Annotated in this window: 14 protein-coding genes; 1 reads left to right on the forward strand and 13 read right to left on the reverse strand. The window is 71.6% G+C overall.

The genetic code is table 11. The features are described from left to right. Positions 1 to 30: 30 nt before the first annotated feature. The 13 genes from ACTIFU_RS01130 to ACTIFU_RS01190 all read right to left on the reverse strand — a co-directional run bounded on the left by ACTIFU_RS01130 (position 31) and on the right by ACTIFU_RS01190 (position 15416). On the reverse strand, positions 31 to 1563 hold the full coding sequence (locus ACTIFU_RS01130) for an ABC transporter substrate-binding protein (RefSeq protein WP_439576434.1): 1533 nt from the start codon (positions 1561 to 1563) through the stop codon (positions 31 to 33). A 53-nt stretch (positions 1564 to 1616) separates the two neighbouring features. Beyond that, on the reverse strand, positions 1617 to 3110 hold the full coding sequence (locus ACTIFU_RS01135; RefSeq protein ID WP_439576435.1) for a M81 family metallopeptidase: 1494 nt from the start codon (positions 3108 to 3110) through the stop codon (positions 1617 to 1619). Between the two features lie 69 nt (positions 3111 to 3179). Further along, positions 3180 to 4652 (reverse strand): M81 family metallopeptidase, encoded by a 1473-nt coding sequence (locus tag ACTIFU_RS01140; RefSeq protein WP_439576436.1) that lies wholly within the window; start codon positions 4650 to 4652, stop codon positions 3180 to 3182. Next, a complete protein-coding gene (locus ACTIFU_RS01145) occupies positions 4652 to 6004 on the reverse strand; it encodes an aspartate aminotransferase family protein (protein WP_439576437.1) in 1353 nt (450 codons plus the stop codon). Before ACTIFU_RS01145 ends, ACTIFU_RS01140 begins: the two co-directional genes overlap by 1 nt. Before the next feature lie 106 nt (positions 6005 to 6110). Next, positions 6111 to 6422, reverse strand: coding sequence for a DUF4387 domain-containing protein (locus ACTIFU_RS01150; protein ID WP_439576438.1), 312 nt, complete (start codon positions 6420 to 6422; stop codon positions 6111 to 6113). Positions 6423 to 6435: 13 nt separating this feature from the next. Beyond that, the gene (locus ACTIFU_RS01155; RefSeq protein WP_439576439.1) at positions 6436 to 7824 is read right to left on the reverse strand and encodes an acyclic terpene utilization AtuA family protein; all 1389 of its coding nucleotides are present in this window, start codon (positions 7822 to 7824) and stop codon (positions 6436 to 6438) included. 129 nt (positions 7825 to 7953) lie between these two features. Beyond that, the gene (locus ACTIFU_RS01160) at positions 7954 to 8946 is read right to left on the reverse strand and encodes a sigma-54 interaction domain-containing protein (protein ID WP_439576440.1); all 993 of its coding nucleotides are present in this window, start codon (positions 8944 to 8946) and stop codon (positions 7954 to 7956) included. Positions 8947 to 8987: 41 nt separating this feature from the next. Next, positions 8988 to 10007: a C45 family autoproteolytic acyltransferase/hydolase gene (locus ACTIFU_RS01165; protein ID WP_439576441.1), complete on the reverse strand. Its 1020-nt coding sequence runs from the start codon at positions 10005 to 10007 to the stop codon at positions 8988 to 8990. Continuing rightward, entirely contained in the window at positions 10004 to 10993 is a 990-nt protein-coding gene (locus ACTIFU_RS01170) for an ABC transporter ATP-binding protein (protein ID WP_439576442.1), read from the reverse strand. The genes ACTIFU_RS01165 and ACTIFU_RS01170 overlap by 4 nt, the downstream gene beginning before the upstream one ends. Further along, on the reverse strand, positions 10990 to 11961 hold the full coding sequence (locus ACTIFU_RS01175; protein WP_439576443.1) for an ABC transporter ATP-binding protein: 972 nt from the start codon (positions 11959 to 11961) through the stop codon (positions 10990 to 10992). The genes ACTIFU_RS01170 and ACTIFU_RS01175 overlap by 4 nt, the downstream gene beginning before the upstream one ends. Beyond that, positions 11958 to 12848 carry an ABC transporter permease gene (locus tag ACTIFU_RS01180; RefSeq protein WP_439576444.1) on the reverse strand — a complete coding sequence of 297 codons (891 nt, stop codon included), beginning with the start codon at positions 12846 to 12848 and terminating at the stop codon, positions 11958 to 11960. The genes ACTIFU_RS01175 and ACTIFU_RS01180 overlap by 4 nt, the downstream gene beginning before the upstream one ends. Beyond that, a complete protein-coding gene (locus ACTIFU_RS01185; protein WP_439576445.1) occupies positions 12845 to 13852 on the reverse strand; it encodes an ABC transporter permease in 1008 nt (335 codons plus the stop codon). The genes ACTIFU_RS01180 and ACTIFU_RS01185 overlap by 4 nt, the downstream gene beginning before the upstream one ends. Positions 13853 to 13871: 19 nt before the next feature. Beyond that, positions 13872 to 15416 carry an ABC transporter substrate-binding protein gene (locus tag ACTIFU_RS01190; protein WP_439576446.1) on the reverse strand — a complete coding sequence of 515 codons (1545 nt, stop codon included), beginning with the start codon at positions 15414 to 15416 and terminating at the stop codon, positions 13872 to 13874. A 671-nt stretch (positions 15417 to 16087) separates the two neighbouring features. Between ACTIFU_RS01190 and ACTIFU_RS01195 the strand changes: the two genes are divergently transcribed. After that, the gene (locus tag ACTIFU_RS01195; RefSeq protein WP_439576447.1) at positions 16088 to 18916 is read left to right on the forward strand and encodes a class I SAM-dependent DNA methyltransferase; all 2829 of its coding nucleotides are present in this window, start codon (positions 16088 to 16090) and stop codon (positions 18914 to 18916) included. Positions 18917 to 18982 lie beyond the last annotated feature (66 nt).

The following is an 18982-nucleotide window of genomic DNA, read 5'->3' on the forward strand; positions in this document are numbered from 1 at the left end:
GCGCTCATCCATGCGGCATCCCGCCTCGGCTCAGGGCTTGAACCCCAGCGTGCGCGCGACGAGCATGTTGTCGATGTCGAGCGTGAAGCCGCCCACCCTCGGCGAGGCGACGATCAGCCCGATCGGGTAGGAGTTGGTCGGGATGCCGAACGCCGTCTCGACCAGCACGCGGTTGAGGTTGTCGTAGGCGGCCTTCACCTCGGCCTCGCTGCCGAGCGCGGTGTCCACGCGCCGGATCGCCTCGACATACTCGGGGTGCGGGTTGGGCTCGCCGAGGATCGGGTTGTTCACCGTGCGGTAGATGCTGTTGGTGGTCAGCCGCGTCGGGAACTTCTGGATGTTGCCGACCGCGCCGAACACCGCGTCGAACTTGCCGGTGAGCAGCGCGTCGATGAACTCGGCCCCCTGCTTGAGGTCGAGCTCGATGGTGATGCCGGCGCGCGCAAGCGAGCCCTGCACGATCTGGCTGATGCGGGTCGAGACCTCGTCGCCGCCGTTGACCAGCAGCTTCCAGTTGCTGATCTCGGCCTGCGGCAGGCCGGATTGCTGGATCAGCGCACGGCCCCTGTCGATGTCATAGGCGTAGCGCTGGGCGTAGGACGGATCGTGCGCGGGGCTCGCCGGCGCCCAGGGCAGCGCCGTGACCTCGCCGAGCCCGGCATAGCCGACGCGCAGGATGCCGGCACGATCGATCAGGTGGTTGAAGGCCTGGCGGAAGGTCTGGTTGCGGAACGGCCCGCGCGTCGAGTTGATGCGGAACACCTGCACCAGCGGCCCCGGCCCGTCGACCACCTGGTAGCCCGCGCCGCGCAGCCGCACCGCCGTGCGCCCGGTCGCGCCGTAGACGAGATCGACCGCGCCGGATTCGAGCGCGGCCGCGGCTGCCGCGTCGTTCTCGAACACGGTCAGCACGACCTCGGGCGAGAGCGGCTGATTGGCGCGCCAGTGCGACCGGTTCGCCTCCAGCCGCACGCGCTGGCCGACCGCGCGCTCGGCGAGAAGGTAGGGGCCGGTGCCGACGGGGCGCGTCGAGACGGTCTCGATCGTCGCCGGATCGATCACCGAGATGAACTGCAACAGGTCGGTGATCTGGCGGGTCGGCGCGGGATTCTTGAAGGTGATGCGGATCGTTCGGGGATCGATCACCGTCCAGTCCTGGACGATCCCCATGGTCGGATAGACGTTCTTGCCCGCGCGCGGATCGGCCGCCTTGCGCAGCGTGGCCGAGACGGCCTCGGCGTCGAAGGGCGCGCCGCTGTGGAACTTGACGTCAGCGCGGAGCGTCAGCGTGACCGAGCGGTTGTCGGGCGCGATCGTCCAGGCCTCGGCGAGGTTGGGGATCGCGCGGCCCTCGGGCGTATACTCGATCAGGCTGTCATAGAGGTTCTTGATGGTGGGGAAGTTCACGGTCGAGAACGCCATCGGATCGAAGTCGTTCACGTCCGAACGCATCGCCACGCGGATCTGGCCGGGGCGGAGGTCCTGCGCCAGCGCCTCGGCGGCGACGGAGAGGGTGAAGGCGGCAGCCACCAGCGAGGTGGCAAGGCCGGTGCGATAGCTCATGCGGCGACTCATCTCGGTATGGCCTCCTCTGTTGCGTGACGACGGGGTGGCGCTCATGCGGTTGCGCGCGCCTCCCGCCAATGGGCGACCGGATCGAGCGGATGGATCGGTCGCGGAATGCGACGCCAGGGCAGGGTGAACAGGTCCGACTGTCCCGGTCCGCGCGTGTCGCACCGGATCACCTGCGAGGAGATCGGCGCGAACCACTGGAAGTTCGAGGCGGTCTTCAGCACCGCCATCTTGTAGTCGCGCGGCTCGATGCCGAAGGGGCGATAGATCTCGGGCATGTTGCCGCCGACGCCGCGCAGCTCGCTGATCAGCAGCGTGACTGGCCCCGTTTCGAGCACGACGACGCGGCCCAGGTCGATCGCGCGCTGATGCGGGTTGTCGGCCTCGACGATGCCGCCGCCGATCCGCCGCACCGTCCCGGTCACCTCGAGCGGGGTGAAGAAGGCGGGCGCGCTCTCGCCGCCGAGCGGCAGCGTGACCGTCGCCCCCTCGCCGGCGGCGATCAGCCGCGCGATCGCCTTCGGCGCGATCATCGGGATCAGCGCGCGGCTTGTGATGCCGAGGCGAAGGATCGCCTCCAGGATCAGGTTGCTGTCGCCGGCCGCTCCGCCCGCCACGGTGTCGCCCGTATCGCTCAGCGCGACGACGCCCTTCGGCGCGGCATCCGCCATGCGCACTGCCTCGTCCACCGGCACGGCCTCCTTCACCTGGAAGGCATCGCGCAGCGACCAGGCGAGATCGGCGGACTGATCGGCGAGCCGCTCGGCGAGCGCCGGGTCGTTGTCGGTAACCACGACCGTGCTCCAGCCGCCCTCGGCGACATCGAGCCAGGGCTGCATCGGGAAGGGCGCGATGTGCAGCACGCGCGGATCGGCCTCGGCCGCGCGGGCATGGTCGAACCAGGTCTTCATCGGCGGCCTGGCCGTGAGGAACTGCTCCTGGTGCGACATCAGCGGGATCTTGCGCCAGGCCATCACCGGGCGCACCTCGCCGGCGCAGATGCGGATCAGCAGCTCGGCGCCGATCCGTCCGGTATCGAACGGATCATGCGGCTGGGTGCGGTGGCCGACGATCGCGGTGGCATTCGCCATGATCCGCCGGGTGACGTTGGCGTGGTGATCCAGGCCGAGCACGATCGGGAACTCCGGCCCCAGGATCTCGCGGCAGAGCGCCACCTGCGCGCCCTCCACGTCGTCCTCGCCCTCGGCCGCGCAGGCACCATGGAGCTGCAAGGCCAGCCCATCGAGCGGACCGGCGGCCGCGAGCCCCTCGCGGATCTTGCGCGCGAAGAACGCGAACGACGCACGGTCGATGCGTCCGCCCGCGGTCGAGTGCGCGCGGAAGATCGGCACCGGCTCGATCGGATGCGCCGACGCCTCGACCGCGGCGAGGAAGCCGCCGACGAAGCCGACACCGCGCAGCGTGGCGAAGATCGGCGCGCCCTCGAAGATGCCGAAGGACTCGAAGTCGCGCAGCGTCGTCGGCACGGGATTGAAGTCGTTCGTCTCCTGCGTGATGTGGAGGACACCGAGACGCATCATCCCTCTCCCCGCCGCTTGGGCGCATCGCATCGTCCTGCCGGGTGCTGCGCGTGTCGAGCCCGCATGTCAGATCGGGTCCAGCGGATGCACCGGCCGGCGGACACGCCGGAACGGCACCTTGCGCAGGTTGGTGCAGGTCGGCCCCGGCGTGTCGGCGACCAGGATGCGATCGGCGATCGGCGCGTAGGAGGCGCGGAAATGCGACGGCGACTTCACGAACACCAGCGCCGCGTCACGCGGATCAAGCCCGACCGAGCGGTAGATCCCGCTGTCCCATTCGAGCCCTGGCACCGAACGGAGCGCGAGCCGGATCGCGCCGATCGCGATCACCGCCGCGAGCCCCATATGTGCCAGCGTCCCCTCGGCGCCGGCGTCGCGCATCACATAGTCGCCGTCGGTGAGTGCCTGCACCCGGCCGGAGACCATGATCGGGCTGCCGTCTGCCGTCGAGAAGTGGTGTCCGACGCGCAGCAGCACGGTGGCGCTAGGACCTGCCGCAGCCGCTGCCTTGGCGGCCGGCGGATCGACAAGGGTGAGGTAGCTGAGACGCGGCGCCCGGTCCGCGCCAGCGGCGATGAGGGCGCGCAGCACCGTGACGTTGTCGCCGGCTGCCCCGCCGCTCGGGCCGTCGCCGCTGTCGCCCACCGCCGTCAGGCCCGGCTCGCCGAGGCCGATCCGGATCGCCTCCTCGAGCGGTGTGTGCTCCGGCAGCAGGCGCTCGCGCCGTTCCCACGTCATGTCCGCGAGGTGGTCGGCAGCCGCCTGCGCTGCCGTCTGGCCACCGTCCGCACAGACAAGCACGCCGAAGCCCTGGTCCTCGAAGTCGAGCCACGGCTGCACCGGGAACAGCGAGGCGTGCAGCACGGGGCCGCCTGCCTCCAACGCGCGCGCCGCGGCCGCGACCTCGGCGAGCGGGCCGTCGGCGGTGCGGCCGTTCACCGGGCTGATCAGCATGGGCCGCTTCGCCAGCGCCATCACGGGCTTCCGCTTTCCGGCAAGCGCGTCGAGCAGCAGCCGCGCGGTGCGCTCGCCGGTCTCGTAGAGGTCGATATGCGGGTATTGCTGGTAGCCGACGATGAACACGTCCGGTTGCAGCAGGCGCGGTGTGACGTGCGCGTGCAGATCGAAGGAGACGCCGATGGGCGTGCCGGGCGGAACGAGCGCGCGCACGCGTTCGATGATCTCGCTCTCGGCGTCCTCCTCGTCCTCGACCGCCATCGCGCCGTGCAGCGCGAGCAGCACGCCATCCACCGGCAGGGCGGCCTTCAGCCGCGCCAACATGTCGCCGAGCAATGCCTCGAACACCGCGCGCTCGACCGGCCCTCCCGCGCCGGCATAGGCCGCGAGCAGCGGTACCGGGGTCGCACCCGCGTCACGCAGCACCGCGAGCATGCCGGGGATCTCGACGCGCGCCGCGCCGAAGCCGGTGAGCAGTTCGTCGCCGCGCCGCACATAGTGGTCGAGGAAGCCCTGCATCCCCGTGCGGAACGGCACGAAGGTGTTGCTCTCCTGGAAGATCGAGCCGAGGGCGACGCGCATCAGACCGCCTGCGCCGCCTCCGTGACCGAGGCGAGCGTCTCCTCGATCACCAGGCCGTCGTGGGTGGCGGAGAGGAACCAGGCGCCGCGTTCGAGCGCGCGCACGCGGTGCTTCAGCAGCTCGCCGCAGAAGCGGATGTAGCGCGGCTTGTCGACGCGCAGCAGATCGCGCCAGTCGCGCGGCGGCTCGGTCAGCCCGAAGGCGACGTGGAAGATCTGCGGGAACCCGGTGACGGTGGCCGGGATGCCGGCCCTGGCGAGGATGGACGCGATCCCGTCCATCAAGCGCCGCCCGAGCGGTTCGATCGCGTTGATCACCCGGCCATCCGCGAGCGTGCGCAGGGTGGCGAGGGTCGCCGCCATGCTGGCCGGATGGGCGTTGTAGGTGCCGCCATGTAGCGCGCCACCGGTCGCGAAGAGGTCGAGCAGCGCCGCCTTGCCGGCGACCGCGGCGACCGGAAAGCCGTTGGCGACGCATTTGCCGAAGGTGGCGAGATCGGGCGTAACGCCGAGGCGCTGCTGCGCGCCGCCCGGGGCGACGCGGAAGCCGGTGATCACCTCGTCGAAGATCAGCACTGTGCCGGTGCGCGAACACGCCGCGCGCACGCCTTCGAGATAGCCGGGCAGGGGCAGGATCGCGCCGGCGTTGCACATCGCCGGCTCCATGATCACGGCGGCGACGTCACCGGCGGCAAGGCGCTGCTCGACCGCCGACAGATCGTTCCAGCACAGCACCTCGACGCTGCCCCAGGCGGTCTCGTCCTGGCCGGCGCTGCCGGGGATGCGGTTCGGGTGCGCGCGCTCGCCGGCCCGGTCGACGGGGGGCGCGACCGAGACCAGCACGGAGTCGAACCAGCCGTGGTAGTGGCCCTCGAACTTGATCACGGTGCGCCGGCCAGTGGCGGCGCGCGCGAGCCTGAGCGCCGCCTGCACCGCCTCGGAGCCGGAGCCTGCGAAGCGCAGCTTCTCCGCGCACGGCACCAGGGCGCAGAACAGCTCGGCCGCCTCGGCCTCGATCCGGCTCTGCCCGCCATACAGCAGGCCGCGTTCGAGCTGAGCGATCACCGCGCGGCGCACCACTTCGGGATTATGGCCGAGGATCATCGGCCCCATGGCGAGGTAGTAGTCGATCAGGCGGTTGCCGTCGGCGTCGAACAGATAGGGGCCGTCCGCGCGCTCGACCACGAGCGGCGTCGGCACCATGCCCATGCGGAAATTGCTCGACACGCCGCCGGGCATGAAGTGGCTGGCGGCGGCGATCAGCCGGCGTGATTCCTCGAAGGTCGCGGGCGGCTGGTCGGGGCGGTTCGCGCCCTCGTCCGTGCCTGACACCGGCTCTGCCTCGCTCCGCACCGTCCCCTCGTTGCTGCGGCCGGGCGCGAAGGCCCGACCGCGGCGAGACTAGGGGCAGCGTCCCATCCCGGCCACGAAAAACAGGTTTCGCTTCACGAAACCCGCGTCACGGCACCTCGACCCCGAACAGCGGCGCGTATTGCTGCGAGCCGAACACGTCATGCTCGCCGGGCGAACCGGAGGGGCGCTCCCGCTTGATCGTGAACTTGATCGCGTTCGCCGGCTCGAACACCACGAAGTCGGTGATGCGCTCGCGCGGGATGCGGTAGAGCGCGGCCACACTGTCCGGCGTCAGCACCTTCGAGTCGCGCACGCGCTCGAAGTTCGCGCGGTCGCGGAAGATCAGGTCGAAGGTGATATGATCGACGCCGGCGTTCTTGCTGCGGATGGTGCTGGCGAGATCGCGCAGCGTGGGCATGTTGCGGATCATCTCAGGCGGCCTTTCGCGCGGAACCGTTGACGGCATGGAACGTGGTGCGGAACAGCTCCGAGGGGTCCTTCACCGGGGTGACGTGGTTCAGCGTCCACTCGTAGCCGGGCTTGCCGACCAGCACCTCGTCGGCCATCAGCGCGGCCGCCCCCGCCGTGCCCTTCACCTCGGCGAGGCGGGCATAGAACAGGTTGCGGGCGGCGAGCGCGCAGATCTCCTCGCCCCGCCTGCCATCCTGGCAGACCGTCTCGACGACGATGCCGAGCTCGTGCGCGCGCGCGGGCGGGCTGGGTTCGAGATCGCCCATCACGCCGTTGCGGCCATAGACGTGGTAGAACACCCGCCAGCCCGCCTGCTCGGGCGCGCCGAAGCGCTCGGCGAGCCGCGCGCGCGCCCAGGCGATCGCCTTGTCGATGTTCTCGATCGTGTAGGGATCGCGGATGCCGACGACGGCGAGGCGGCGCTCGCCCACCTTGCCGGCACCTTCCAGCTTCACCATCGGCTGGGCGGAGGGGACGAACACCGCGCCCGAGGCGCGCGTGGTCTTCTCGTCGAGCTGCTCGTAGCGACAGTTGCTCATGTCCACGTAGCCCGAGGCGACGTATTCCCGATAGGGATCGCGCCGCTCGTACATCGCGTGGCTCGCGAGCGAGGCCGGCGTGCAGCGCTGGCCGAGATGCATCGCGGTGACGCGGATGTCGTTCTCGCGGATGCGGCCGAGAATGCTCTCCTTGCCCATGAAGGGCTCGCAGCAGAACGAGGCGCACTCCATCAGCTTGCCGGCGTAGTAGGCGGTGGCCGGGCTCATCCCGGCGTTCAGCAGGGGGGCGGCGAACAGCGCGCAGTCGGAGGCGCGGCCGGCGATCACCACCTCGGCGCCATCCTTCAGCGCCGCGGCGATCGGCTCCGCACCCATCACCGCGACGATGCGATCGGTGCGCGCCAGCACCGAGGCGTCGGCATCCGCCCGCCCGTCGAGCCCCGTGATCGGCACGCCGGAATTGAGCCGCGCCAGCATCGCCTCGCGCGTCTGCTCGGCGTGGATGGTCGCCATGCGGAACGGCGCGAGTCCGTGTTCGGCGACGATTTCGCGGATCAGCGCCGCGAACTGATCCACGCCGCGATCGGTGCCGGTGTCGGAGGCCGAGCCGACGATCATCGTCACGCCGAGCCGGCGCGCGGCCGTGAGCATGATTTCGAGGTCGTGGCGCTGCCAGGCGGCCGGGCTCGCCTGGCCGTCGGCGCCGAGCGGATAGGGGCCGATGTCGCAGGAGCCGGAATCGGCGATGATGAAGTCGGGCCTCAGTTCGCAGCCGGCGAGGAAGCTGTCCTTCTCCAGCGGCGTGAAGCCCAGGTGCCCGGTCGGGCACAGGATGCTCACCTCGGTCATCGGCGTCTCCCTCGTGGTGTGACGCCGGGACTGCACGCGGCGTGCCAGTTCATGCCCAGAGCACGAAGGCCACGCCTTCGTGCGGAGGGCATCGCGCGCGGGGCTGGTGGGGCGGCCGCGCGCAGAGCGTTATGCCGCCGTTGCCTCCGCCATGCCGAGCTTCAGCATCCGGTGCCTGAGCGCGTGGCGCGACAGCCGGAGCCGCTGCGCGGCGCGGCCGTGCCGCCCGCCGGCTTCCTTCAGCGCGGCGGTGATCAGGGCACGCTGGTAGTCCTCGCTCGCCTCGTGGAAGCCGCGATGCAGCGGCAGCGCCGCCCCTTCGCCGGCGGAGAGCGCGGGCGGCGCCCGCCCCTCCACCTCGCGCACGATCCGGTCGGGCAGGTGCTTCACGAGAACGAGCTCGTCCGTCTCCAGGATGGCGATGCGCTCGATCAGGTTCTCGAGCTCGCGCACATTGCCGGGCCAGGAGTAGCGGCGGAACATCTCCGCCACGCGCGGCTCGAGGCCGCGGATCACGCGGCCGCAGCGCGCGCCGTGGTGGCGCAGGAACGCCTCGGCCAGCAGCAGCACGTCGTCGCCGCGTGCGCGGAGCGGCGGGATGTTCACCGGCACGACCTGGAGCCGCCAGTAGAGATCGTCGCGGAACCGCCCGGCCTTGACCTCGGAGAGCAGGATCCGGTTGCTGGACGCGACGAAGCGCACGTCCACGCTCGCCGATTTCACCGCGCCGACGCGGCGGAACTGCTGCGTGTCGAGCAGGGTCAGCAGCTTGGCCTGGAGCTGGAGATCCATCTCGCGGATCTCGTCGAGGAACAGCGTGCCGCCATGCGCCGCCTCGATCAGCCCCTGCTTGGTCGCCTGCGCGCCGGTGAAGGCGCCGCGCTCATGGCCGAACAGCTCGGACTCCATCAGGGTGGCCGGGATCGCGGCGCAGTTCACGTCCACGAAGGGCCGGTTCGCGCGCGCCGACATGCGGTGGATCATGCGTGCGACCAGGCCCTTGCCGGTGCCGGTCTCGCCGTAGAGCAGCACCTGGCGCACGGGGCTCTCGGCGATGCGCGCCACCAGCGCGCGCACGGCCCTGAGGCTCTCGTGCTCGCCCAGCAGGTCGGCATAGGCCATGGCGAACTGGTCTCCGCGCCCGTCCTGCGCGGAGACTACGCCTAGGCGTGCGTTTCGCGCCATCCCTCGGCGCCCAGGGCGAAGACCCGCCAGCGCGCGGTGCAGGGCGGGCCGAAGGCGATCGCGGCGCTGCGGCGGGGCGTGTCGTAGACCGCGCCGGCGAGGGTCGGCGAAGGGTCGGGTTCGTGCCGGCAGAGCGCCTCGGGCGCGTGCAGGGCGAGGATCGCGCGCGCATCGGCGGTGTCCGCCAGCGCCGCGCGCAGGGTCGCGAGCCGCGCCTCCGAGTGGCTCACCGGGGCGAGCCGGTCGGGCGCGCCCGTAGAGTGGTTCGTGCGCGCGACGCACGCGCCCTGCTCGATCTCCACGCGGCCGTGGCGAAGTTCGACCGCGGCCGCCGCACCCGAGGCGTCGGCCAGCACCAGGCTGCCGCCGCCCGCATGCGGCAGGGCGCGGATCAGCTCGAGCGCCTCGGCCACCGTGGCGCAGCCGGCGAGCAGCCGGTTCATCAGGAAGTAGCGCAGGATTCCCGGGCCGTGCTCGGCCGTCGGGATCTGCGTGTCGGCGAGGGCGAACCCGTCGCTGTTCATCCCCGACGACCAGGCGCCCGGCGCACCGAGCGAGCCGAGGCAGAACACGCTGCGCCCGCCCCAGGCGGGATCGCGATGCGCGAAGGCGCGTTGCAGGGCGGCGTGCTCGGGGCGGAAGTCGCGGTTCTTCGCCACCCGGCCCGCGCGCGCGAAGGCGGTGCAGCCGTCACGGTCGTCGGGCAGGCCAGCGAGATCGGCGAGGCAGCCGAGATGGAGGAAGACGAACCCCTCGTCGGGATCGAGCCCGAAGCCTTCGGTGATGCCGGCGAGCTCGGCCAGCGCCTCGGGGGCGAGCCGCGCGGTCGCCTCGTGCTGGGCGGCGAGGAAGGCGCGCGCGCCTGGCGTGCCGGTCGGGGCGGCCGCCAGCCGATCGCGGATCGCCGCGCGCACCGCCGGCGCGGCGTCCGGACAGGCGCGCGCCTGGCCGAGCCCGCGCGCGTGCGCATCGCCCTCCAGCACGACAAGCGGCGTCACGCCACGCCTCCGTCGAGCAGGTGACACGCGGCGCGATGCCCTGCCTCCAGCGGCACGGGGCGCGGCACCTCGCGCGAACAGCGCGGGCCCGCCTCGGGGCAGCGTGGATGGAACGGACAGCCGGGAGGCGGGGCGAGCGGCGAGGGCAGGTCGCCGCCGACATGGCGCTTGCGCGCGGCCCCCGGCTGGTCGAGCCGCGGCACGGCGGCGAGCAGCGCGCGGGTGTAGGGATGCGCGGGACGTTTCGTTACCGCATCGCGCGGCCCCTCCTCGACGATCGTGCCGAGATACATGACGGCGATGCGGTGGGCGAGATGCGCCACCACGGCGAGGTCGTGGCTGACGAACAGCAGCGTCAGCCCCATCTCGGCGCGCAGATCGCGCAGCAGCCCCAGTACCTGCGCCTGCACCGAGACGTCGAGGGCCGAGACCGGCTCATCGCAGACCACGAACTCGGGCTTGAGGATCAGCGCGCGGGCGATGCCGATGCGCTGGCGCTGACCGCCGGAGAACTGGTGCGGGTAGCGGTCCATGTGCGCGCGCGCGAGCCCGACCCGATCGAGCATCTGCGCCACGCGCGCCTCGGCCTCGGGCCCGCGCAGCTTGGCATGGAGCGTGAGCGGCAGGCTGACGATCTCGCGCACGGTGCGGCGCGGGTTGAGCGACGCGTAGGGGTCCTGGAAGATGATCTGCATGCGCGGCCGGAGGGGCCGCAGCGCGTCCTCGGGCAAGGTGGTGATGTCCTGGCCGTCGAAGCGGATGGTGCCGCCGGTCGGGTCGTGCAGGCGGATCAGCAGACGGCCGAGCGTGGACTTGCCGCAGCCGGATTCGCCGATCAGGCCGAGCGTCTCGCCGCGCGCGATATCGAGATCGACCCCGTTCACCGCGCGCACGCTCGGCGCCGGCGCGCGCGTGATCCGCGCGGCCAGCGTGCGCGCGAGCGGATAGGCCTTGGCCAGCCCGCGCGCCTCGATCAGCGCGGTCATGCGACCTCCTCGGCGCGCAGACAGCGCGACCAGCGGCCGGGCGCGACCGCGCGCAACGCGACGGGCTGGGCGCACGCCTCGATCGCGAGCGGGCAGCGGTTGCGGAAGCGGCAGCCGGCATCGACGCGCGCGAGATCGGGCACCTGTCCCGGGATCGCGTGCAGCGGGCGGTCAGGGTCCTCGAGCGAGGGCAGGCTCGCCATCAACCCGCGCGTGTAGGGGTGGCGCGGCGCGGCGATCACCTCGGCGGTGGGCCCGGTTTCCACCACCTGGCCCGCATACATCACCATCACCCGCGCGCAGCGTTCGGCGACCACGCCGAGATCATGCGTGATCATCGCGACCGCCAGCCCGGTCTCCTCGCGCAGCTCGTCGATCAGGTCGAGCACCTGGGCGCGGATGGTGACGTCGAGCGCCGTCGTCGGCTCGTCGGCGACCAGCAGGCGCGGCTGGCCGGCGAGCGCGATCGCGATCATCGCGCGCTGGCGCATCCCGCCCGAGAACTGGTGCGGGTAGTCGTCGAGCCGCCGTTCCGGCGACGGAATGCCCACGCGATGCAGCAGCGCCACCGCCTGGTCGCGCGCCTCTGTCCCGCTGCGCGCGAGCCCGTGTGTCAGGACGGTCTCGATGATCTGCGTGCCGATGGTGAAGGCCGGATTGAGGGCAGAGAGCGCGTCCTGCATCGCCAGCGCCATGGCGCGGCCGCGCAGCGCGCGCAGCGACGACGGCGGCAGGCGCGCGAGGTCCGTGCCGTCGAACAGGATCGCACCCGCCTCGATCCGTCCGGGCGGACGCACGAGGCCGAGCACGGAGAGGAACGTCACGCTCTTGCCCGAACCCGACTCGCCGACCACGCCGAGCGCCTCGCCGGGGTCGATGTCGAGATCGACGCCGTCGCAGGCGGCGAGCGGGCCGCGCCGCGTCGGGAACACCGTGCGCAGGCCGCGCACCGACAACAGCGCCGTCATGAGGTGTGCAGCCTGGGGTCGAAGGCGTCGCGCAGCCCCTGGCTCGCGAGGTTGATGGACAGCACGAGCGCGAGGATCGCGAGGCCCGGCACGGTCGAGACCCACCAGGCGTCCACCAGGAAGTCGCGCCCGTCGGCGACCATCGAGCCCCACGATGCCGTCGGCGGCTGCACGCCGAGGCCGAGGAACGAGAGCGAGGCCTCCATGATGATCACGTAGGCCATACGGAAAGTGGCGACGACCAGCACCGGCGACAGCACGTTGGGCAGGATCTCGCGCAGCATGATGTGCAGCGGCCGGCAGCCGACCGCGCGCGCGGCTTCGACATAGTCCTGCTCGCGCGCGGCGAGCGTCTCGCCGCGCACCACGCGGCAGGTGAACACCCACTCCTTGTAGACCAGCGCGAGGACGATGTTGTGCAGCCCCGGCCCCATCATCGCCATCAGCCCGATCGCGAACACGAGATAGGGGAAGCCGAGCAGCGTATCGACCAGCCGCGAGATCAGCGTGTCGGTCCAGCCGCGCAGATAGCCGGCGGCAAGCCCCGCCATCGTGCCGATCGCGGCGGCGATCGCGATCACAAGCCCGGCGACCAGCAGCGAGACGCGCGCGCCGTAGATCAGCCGCGAGAGGATGTCGCGGCCGAGCCCATCGCAGCCGAGCAGGAAGCCCCACTCGCCGCCCTCGGCCCAGGCAGGGGCCTGGAGGCGGCGGAACAGGTCGGCCTCGGCCGGATCGTGCGGCGCGATCAGCGGCGCGGCGAGGGCGATGACGATGAAGGCGAGAATGACGATCGCCGAGCCGAGCGCGGTCTTGTTGCCAGCGAAGCGGATCAGCCCCAGCCGCAGCGGCGAGATCGGGCGGTCCTCGATCGCGGCCGCGCTCACAGCCGCACCTTCGGGTTGAGCGCGGTGTAGAGCAGGTCGGCGATGAAGTTCAGCAGCACATAGGTGACCGCGTAGAGCAGCACGGCGGCCTGCACGAGCGGATAGTTGCGCGCGAAGATGCTCTCGACCACGAGGCGCCCCAGCCCCGGCCAGCCGAACACCGTCTCGACGATCATGTTGCCGCCGAGCAGGGAGCCGGTCTCGATCGCGGTGACGGTGACGGCCGGGATCAGCGCGTTCTTCAGCGCATGGCGCAGCAGCACGCGCCGTCGCGAGAGCCCCTTGGCCTCGGCGAACAGCACGTAGTCGGAGGCGAGCACCTCGGCCATGGCGCTGCGCACCACGCGCGCGAGCAGGGCGGCGGTCGGCAGGCCGAGCGTCACCGCGGGCAGCACCAGATGCGCGACCGTGTTGCCGAAGGCGGCCGGATCGCCAGCGAGCAGCGTGTCGATCAGCATGAAGCCGGTGGCGCGCGGCACCTCGAAGGCGAAGCCGATCCGCCCGCCCACCGGCAGCAGGCGGAACTCCACCGCGAACAGCAGGATCAGCAGGATGCCGAACCAGAACCCCGGCAGCGAGACGCCGAACAGCGACGCGGCGGAGAGCGCGCGGTCGATCCAGCGATCCCGCTTCACCGCCGCGATCACGCCGAGCGGGATCGCCACCAGGATCGCGACGATCAGCGCGACGAGCGTGAGCTCGATGGTCGCCGGCAGCCGTTCGGCGATCACGTCCCACACCGGCCGGCGGTGGAAGAACGAGATGCCGAAATCGCCGCGCAGCGCGTTGCCGAGGAACACCAGGAAGCGTTCGACCAGCGGGCGATCCAGGCCGAGATCGCGCCGCAGCGCGGCCGCCTGCTCCTCGGTCGCGCGCTGATCGGCGAGCATGATCTCCACCGGGTCGCCCGGCGTCAGCGTGATCATCAGGAAGACGATCAGGCTGACGCCGAGCAGCACCGGCAGAAGCTGGGCGAGCCGCTCGGCCAGCCGGGTCGCGGTCATGGCGGAGCGGCCGCTCCGGTCAGGCGATGCGCACCCGGTGCAGGTTGATCCGGCTGTCGGCCTGCGGCGTCCAGCCGGCGATGCGCTTCGAGACGCCGTAGAGATCCTGCGGCAGCCAGAGGAAGATCCACGGCGCCTGGTCGGTCACGATCGCCTGCGCGCGCTGGTACATCTCGGCGCGCTTGCCCTGATCGGGCTCGGTCTCGGCGGCATCGAGCAGCCGATCCACCTCGGTGTTCGAGAACCCCGCCGAATTGCCGCGCCCGCCCGTCCGCAGCGTCGGCACCATGATGTCGGACGGATCGAGCGAGCCGTTGCCCCAGGAGGTGAGATACATGTCGCGCTCGCGCCGGCGGTCGGGGTTCTGCCACATCGGCGTCAGCACCGCGCCCTCCCAGATCTGCGCGCGCACGCGCAGGCCCGTGCGCGAGAGCAGCGCGGCAATCGCCTCGCCCACCTCCTTCAGCGCGGCGGTGGTGTCGATCACCAGCTCGGTGCCCTCGGCCACGCCCGCCTCGGCGAGCAGCGCGCGGGCGCGGGCGAGGTCGTGGCGGTACTCCGGCAGATCGGCGTTGAAGGCGAAGGCATCGGGGCTCATCACGCCGCGCAGCGCGGTCGCGGTGTTGTTGAGGATGCGGCTGATGATCGCGCCCTTGTCGAGTGCGTGGTTCAGCGCGCGGCGCACGCGCACATCCGAGAACGGCGCCTTGGCGTTGTTGAGCGAGACGAAGAAGGTGCGCGTGCCGTTCACCTTGGCGACGTCGGCGTTGGCGCTCGCCTCCACCTGGCGCATGGCAGAGGGCGGCAGCTCGTTGATGATGTCCACCTCGCCGGCGAGCAGGGCGGCGATGCGCGCGCTGTTCTCGGGGACGACGCGGAAGATCACGCGGTCCACCTGTGCGGGGCCGGCCGGCGGGATCTCGGTCGAGCCGCCGTAGTAGCCGTCGAAGCGCTCCATGATCACCGCCTCGCCGCGGCGCCATTCGGCCAGCCTGTAGGGGCCGCAGCCGTCGGGGCGGGTCTGCATGCCTTCCTGGCCGACGCGCTCGAGATGGCGGCGGTTCACCACCTCCTGGAACGGCAGCATCGCGCCGAGGATCGGCCAGGGCTCGCCCAGGATCATGCGCACGGTGCGCTCGTCCACGACCACCGTGTCCTGGAGCGGGCCGAGCAGGCCCTTGCGCGGGCTGGTCTGCCCGCCCATGGCGTTGTCCTTCACCAGCCGGTTGAAGGTGAAGGCGACGTCCTCGGCGGTGAGCGGGTCGCCGGAGTGGAAGCGGATGCCCGAACGGATACGGAACTCGTAGGTCTTGGCATCGACGGCGCGCCAGGACTCGGCGATCTCGGGCACCACCTTCATGGCGGGGTCGCGCGTGAGCAGCCCGTCATGGATGTTGCGGATGATGGTCTGGGTCTCGCGGTTGCGGTGGTTCGCCGGGTCGAGGGTCAGCGCGTCCTGGCTGAAGCCGACCCGCACGTCGCGGGTGCGCGTCTGCGCGGCGAGCGGGCCCGGCACCGCCGCGACGGCGGCGGCGGTCGCGAGCAGACTGCGGCGTCCGATCATGGTCGTCTCCCGTTGGTGTTGGCTGCGGCGCGCGCAGCTTGGCGCCGTCATCATCCCCTGCGCAGCAAGCGGCGTGCCATCGCAGCCACGCGGGCGGTTTCGGCGGTCGGCCTGTTGCGGGGTCGTGACAGGCGTGTGTTTCGCGCCATGGCGTGCCGCGCGCGCACCGGTCAGATCAGGTGGGCGTGGTTCCGCTGGAAGACGTTCAGCGCATCGTCCAGCGCCACGCCGATCCCGCCGGCACCGGACCAGGGCGTGCCGGCATGGACGGCGGCGCTGGCGCGGCTGCTGGAGTTGAACCGAGCGCGGGCAGCACCCTCACCCTGTCCCTCTCCCGCAAGCGGGAGAGGGAACCCGGCGACTCCCTCGCCCCCGGAATGGGTGAGAGGGTTGGGGTGAGGGGGCGGTTGGCCCGGGTCGCAGCACCCTCACCCTGTCCCGGGTCCGAGCGCGGGAGAGGGAACCCGGCGGCGACGCTGCGTCCCTTCTCCCCCGCCAGGGGGAGAAGGTCAGGATGAGGGGGCGTTGGCCCGGGTCGCAGCACCCTCACCCTGTCCCTCTCCCGCACGCGGGAGAGGGAACCCGACGGCCACTCCCTCGCCCCCGGAACGGGGGAGAGGGACAGGGTGAGGGGGTTGCCCCAACCGCCCGCACCCGCAACGCTCCGTCTCATGCAGCCCGCCGATTTCATCGCCGCCTGGCGCACCCGCGACGGCACCGAACGCCAGCTCGCCCAGGCGCATTTCCGCGATCTCTGCGACCTGCTCGGCGTCGCTGCCCCGCCGGACGGCGAGGGCTACGTGTTCGAGTACGGCCTCGGCAAGACCACCGGGGCGCGCGGCTGGGCGGATGTGTTCCGCCGCGGCTGTTTCGGCTGGGAATACAAGCGCCCCGGCGCCGACCTGACACCCGCCTACGCACAGCTTCAGCAATACGCCCCGGCGCTCGACAACCCGCCACTGCTGATCGTCTCGGACTGCCGGCGGATCGAACTGCACACGAACTGGACCAACGCGGTGCACGAGGTGCACCGGTTCGGGCTGGAGGACCTCGCGGATGCCGCGCAGCGCGACCGGCTGAAGCGGGCCTGGACCGACCCCGACTTCTTCCGCCCCGGCCGCACCCGCGCGCAGGCGACCAAGGAGGCGGCGGACGCGTTTGCCGATCTGGCCGCACGGCTGGCGACGCAGGGCCATCCCGCGCCGGCGATCGCGCGCTTCATCGACCGGTGGGTGTTCTCGCTGTTCGCCGACGATATCGGCCTGCTGCCCGACGGACTGGTGCCGCGGATGCTCGCGGCCTCGGAGCGGTTCCCGGACCGGTTCGCGGAGAACTGCGCCAAGCTGTTCGCCGCGATGGCGCGGCCGGGCGGCGTGATCGATTTCGAGCCGGTGCCCTGGTTCAACGGCGACCTGTTCGCGGATGCCGAGGCGCTGCCGGTGGGGCGCGACGACATCCGCCTCTTGCGCGGGATCGCCGCGCTCGACTGGTCGCAGATCGACCCCGCGATCTTCGGCACGCTGTTCGAGCATTTCCTGAACCCGGAGAAGCGGGGCCAGATCGGCGCCTACTACACCGATCCGCGCCAGATCATGCAGCTTGTGGAGCCGGTGGTGATCCGCCCGCTCGCGGCCGAGTGGCAGGCGGCGCGGGAGGAGATCGCCGCACTGCTCGGCAAGGCCGCGAAGGGGGCCGCGCGCACGCGGGCGGAGCGGCGGGCGGGCGAGGTGTTCGGCGCGTTCATGGAACGGCTGCGCGGCTACCGGGTGCTCGATCCGGCCTGCGGGTCGGGCAACTTCCTGTATCTGTCGTTGCAGGCGCTGAAGGATTTCGAGCGCATGGTGGGGATCGCGGCGGAGGCGCTGGGGCTTGCGCGTCCGCTCGCCTTCGCTGTGGGGCCGGAGAGCGTTCGGGGGATCGAGAAGGACCCGTATGCGGCGGAGCTCGCGCGCCTCGTCGTTTGGATCGGCGAGATCCAGTGGAACCGGCGCAACGGTTTTGATGTGGCGCGCGATCCCGTGCTGCGGCCGTTGCCGGGGATCGAATGCCGCGATGCGCTGCTGACGGCGGATGGGGGCGAGGCGTCGTGGCCGGCGGCGGAGGCGATTGTGGGGAATCCGCCGTTCCTGGGCGGACAGTTCATTCGCCGGGCGCTCGGCGACGCCGACTATGCGACGCTGCGCCGCGTGTTCGGCGACCGCATCGCGGGCTCGGCCGATCTTGTCACCTACTGGTTCGAGAAGGCGCGCGCCCAGATCGCGAGTGGCAAGGCGAAGCGTGCCGGGCTGGTCGCCACGAACAGCATCGGCGGGCAGGCGAGCCGGGGCGTGCTGGATCGCATCCGCGACAGCGGCCAGACGATCTTCGAAGCGTGGTCCGACGAGGAATGGATCGTGGACAGCGCGGCGGTGCGCGTCTCGCTGATCTGCTTCGGTGAGCCGCCATCCGACGCGATCACACTGGACGGCAAACCGGTGACGGCGATCAATGCCGATCTGTCCGGCGGCGGCGGCGATCTGACGCAGGCGCGTCCGCTGCGCGAGAACGCGGGGCGCTGCTTCCAGGGCTCGAAGAAGGTCGGGCCGTTCGAGGTGCCGGGTGAGCAGGCGCGGGACTGGCTGCACCTGCCGGCCAACCCGAACGGGAGGCCGAACGCGGATGTGCTGCGACCGTCCTGGATCGGCATCGATCTCGTGCGCCGCCCGCGCGACCTTTGGATCATCGACTTCTCCGGGCTGACAGCCGAGCAGGCCGCGCTCTACGAGGCGCCGTTCGCGCATGTGCTGCGGCACGTGAAGCCGTTGCGTGATCAGAATCGCGACCGGCAGCGGCGCGAACGATGGTGGCTTTTCGGGCGGAGCGGCGCCGACATGCGCGCGGCGATTGCGCCGCTCGCGCGCTTCATCGCCACGCCGGAGGTTGCGAAGCACCGCGTGTTCCGCTGGGTGCCGGCCCCGGTGCTGCCGGACTGTCAGTTGATGGTGACCGCCCGCGACGACGACACCACCTTCGGCATCCTGCACTCGCGCTTCCACGAAGCCTGGGCGCTGCGGCTCGGCACGTGGCTCGGCGTGGGCAACGACCCGCGCTACACCCCCACCACCACCTTCGAGACCTTCCCCCTCCCCGAGGGCCTCACCCCCGACCGTCCGCCCGACCCGTCCGACCCGCGCGCCGCCGCGATCGCCGCTGCCGCGCAACGGCTGGACGCGCTGCGCGAGGCCTGGCTCAACCCGCCCGATCTCGTCCGCCGCAAACCCGAGGTGGTGCCGGGCTTCCCCGACCGGCTGCTGCCCGTCTCGGCCGAGGCGGCGGCCGTGCTGAAGACCCGCACCCTGACGAATCTCTACAATGCCCGCCCGCAGTGGCTGGTCGATGCGCATGCGGCGCTCGATGCGGCGGTGGCGGCGGCCTATGGGTGGGACGCGGGTGTGGGCGAGGACGAGGCGCTGGCGCGGCTCCTGGACTTGAACCGGGCGCGGGCAGTGCCCTCACCCTGACCTGGGTCCGAGCGCGGGAGAGGGAACCCGGCGGCAACGCTGCGTCCCTTCTCCCCCGGCCAGGGG

Origin of the sequence: Elioraea sp., assembly GCF_051860475.1 — a bacterium.
GTDB lineage: Bacteria > Pseudomonadota > Alphaproteobacteria > Acetobacterales > Acetobacteraceae > Elioraea.

Bases quoted from the DNA above. Each gene is read 5' to 3' on its own strand.
- ACTIFU_RS01190 (WP_439576446.1), bottom strand. From the start codon at position 15,416: ATGATCGGACGCCGCAGTCTGCTCGCGACCGCCGCCGCCGTCGCGGCG.
- ACTIFU_RS01170 (WP_439576442.1), bottom strand. From the start codon at position 10,993: ATGACCGCGCTGATCGAGGCGCGCGGGCTGGCCAAGGCCTATCCGCTC.
- ACTIFU_RS01150 (WP_439576438.1), bottom strand. From the start codon at position 6,422: ATGCCCACGCTGCGCGATCTCGCCAGCACCATCCGCAGCAAGAACGCC.
- ACTIFU_RS01130 (WP_439576434.1), bottom strand. From the start codon at position 1,563: ATGAGCTATCGCACCGGCCTTGCCACCTCGCTGGTGGCTGCCGCCTTC.
- ACTIFU_RS01135 (WP_439576435.1), bottom strand. From the start codon at position 3,110: ATGCGTCTCGGTGTCCTCCACATCACGCAGGAGACGAACGACTTCAAT.
- ACTIFU_RS01160 (WP_439576440.1), bottom strand. From the start codon at position 8,946: ATGGCCTATGCCGACCTGCTGGGCGAGCACGAGAGCCTCAGGGCCGTG.
- ACTIFU_RS01175 (WP_439576443.1), bottom strand. From the start codon at position 11,961: ATGACGGCGCTGTTGTCGGTGCGCGGCCTGCGCACGGTGTTCCCGACG.
- ACTIFU_RS01185 (WP_439576445.1), bottom strand. From the start codon at position 13,852: ATGACCGCGACCCGGCTGGCCGAGCGGCTCGCCCAGCTTCTGCCGGTG.
- ACTIFU_RS01155 (WP_439576439.1), bottom strand. From the start codon at position 7,824: ATGACCGAGGTGAGCATCCTGTGCCCGACCGGGCACCTGGGCTTCACG.
- ACTIFU_RS01195 (WP_439576447.1), top strand. From the start codon at position 16,088: ATGCAGCCCGCCGATTTCATCGCCGCCTGGCGCACCCGCGACGGCACC.
- ACTIFU_RS01140 (WP_439576436.1), bottom strand. From the start codon at position 4,652: ATGCGCGTCGCCCTCGGCTCGATCTTCCAGGAGAGCAACACCTTCGTG.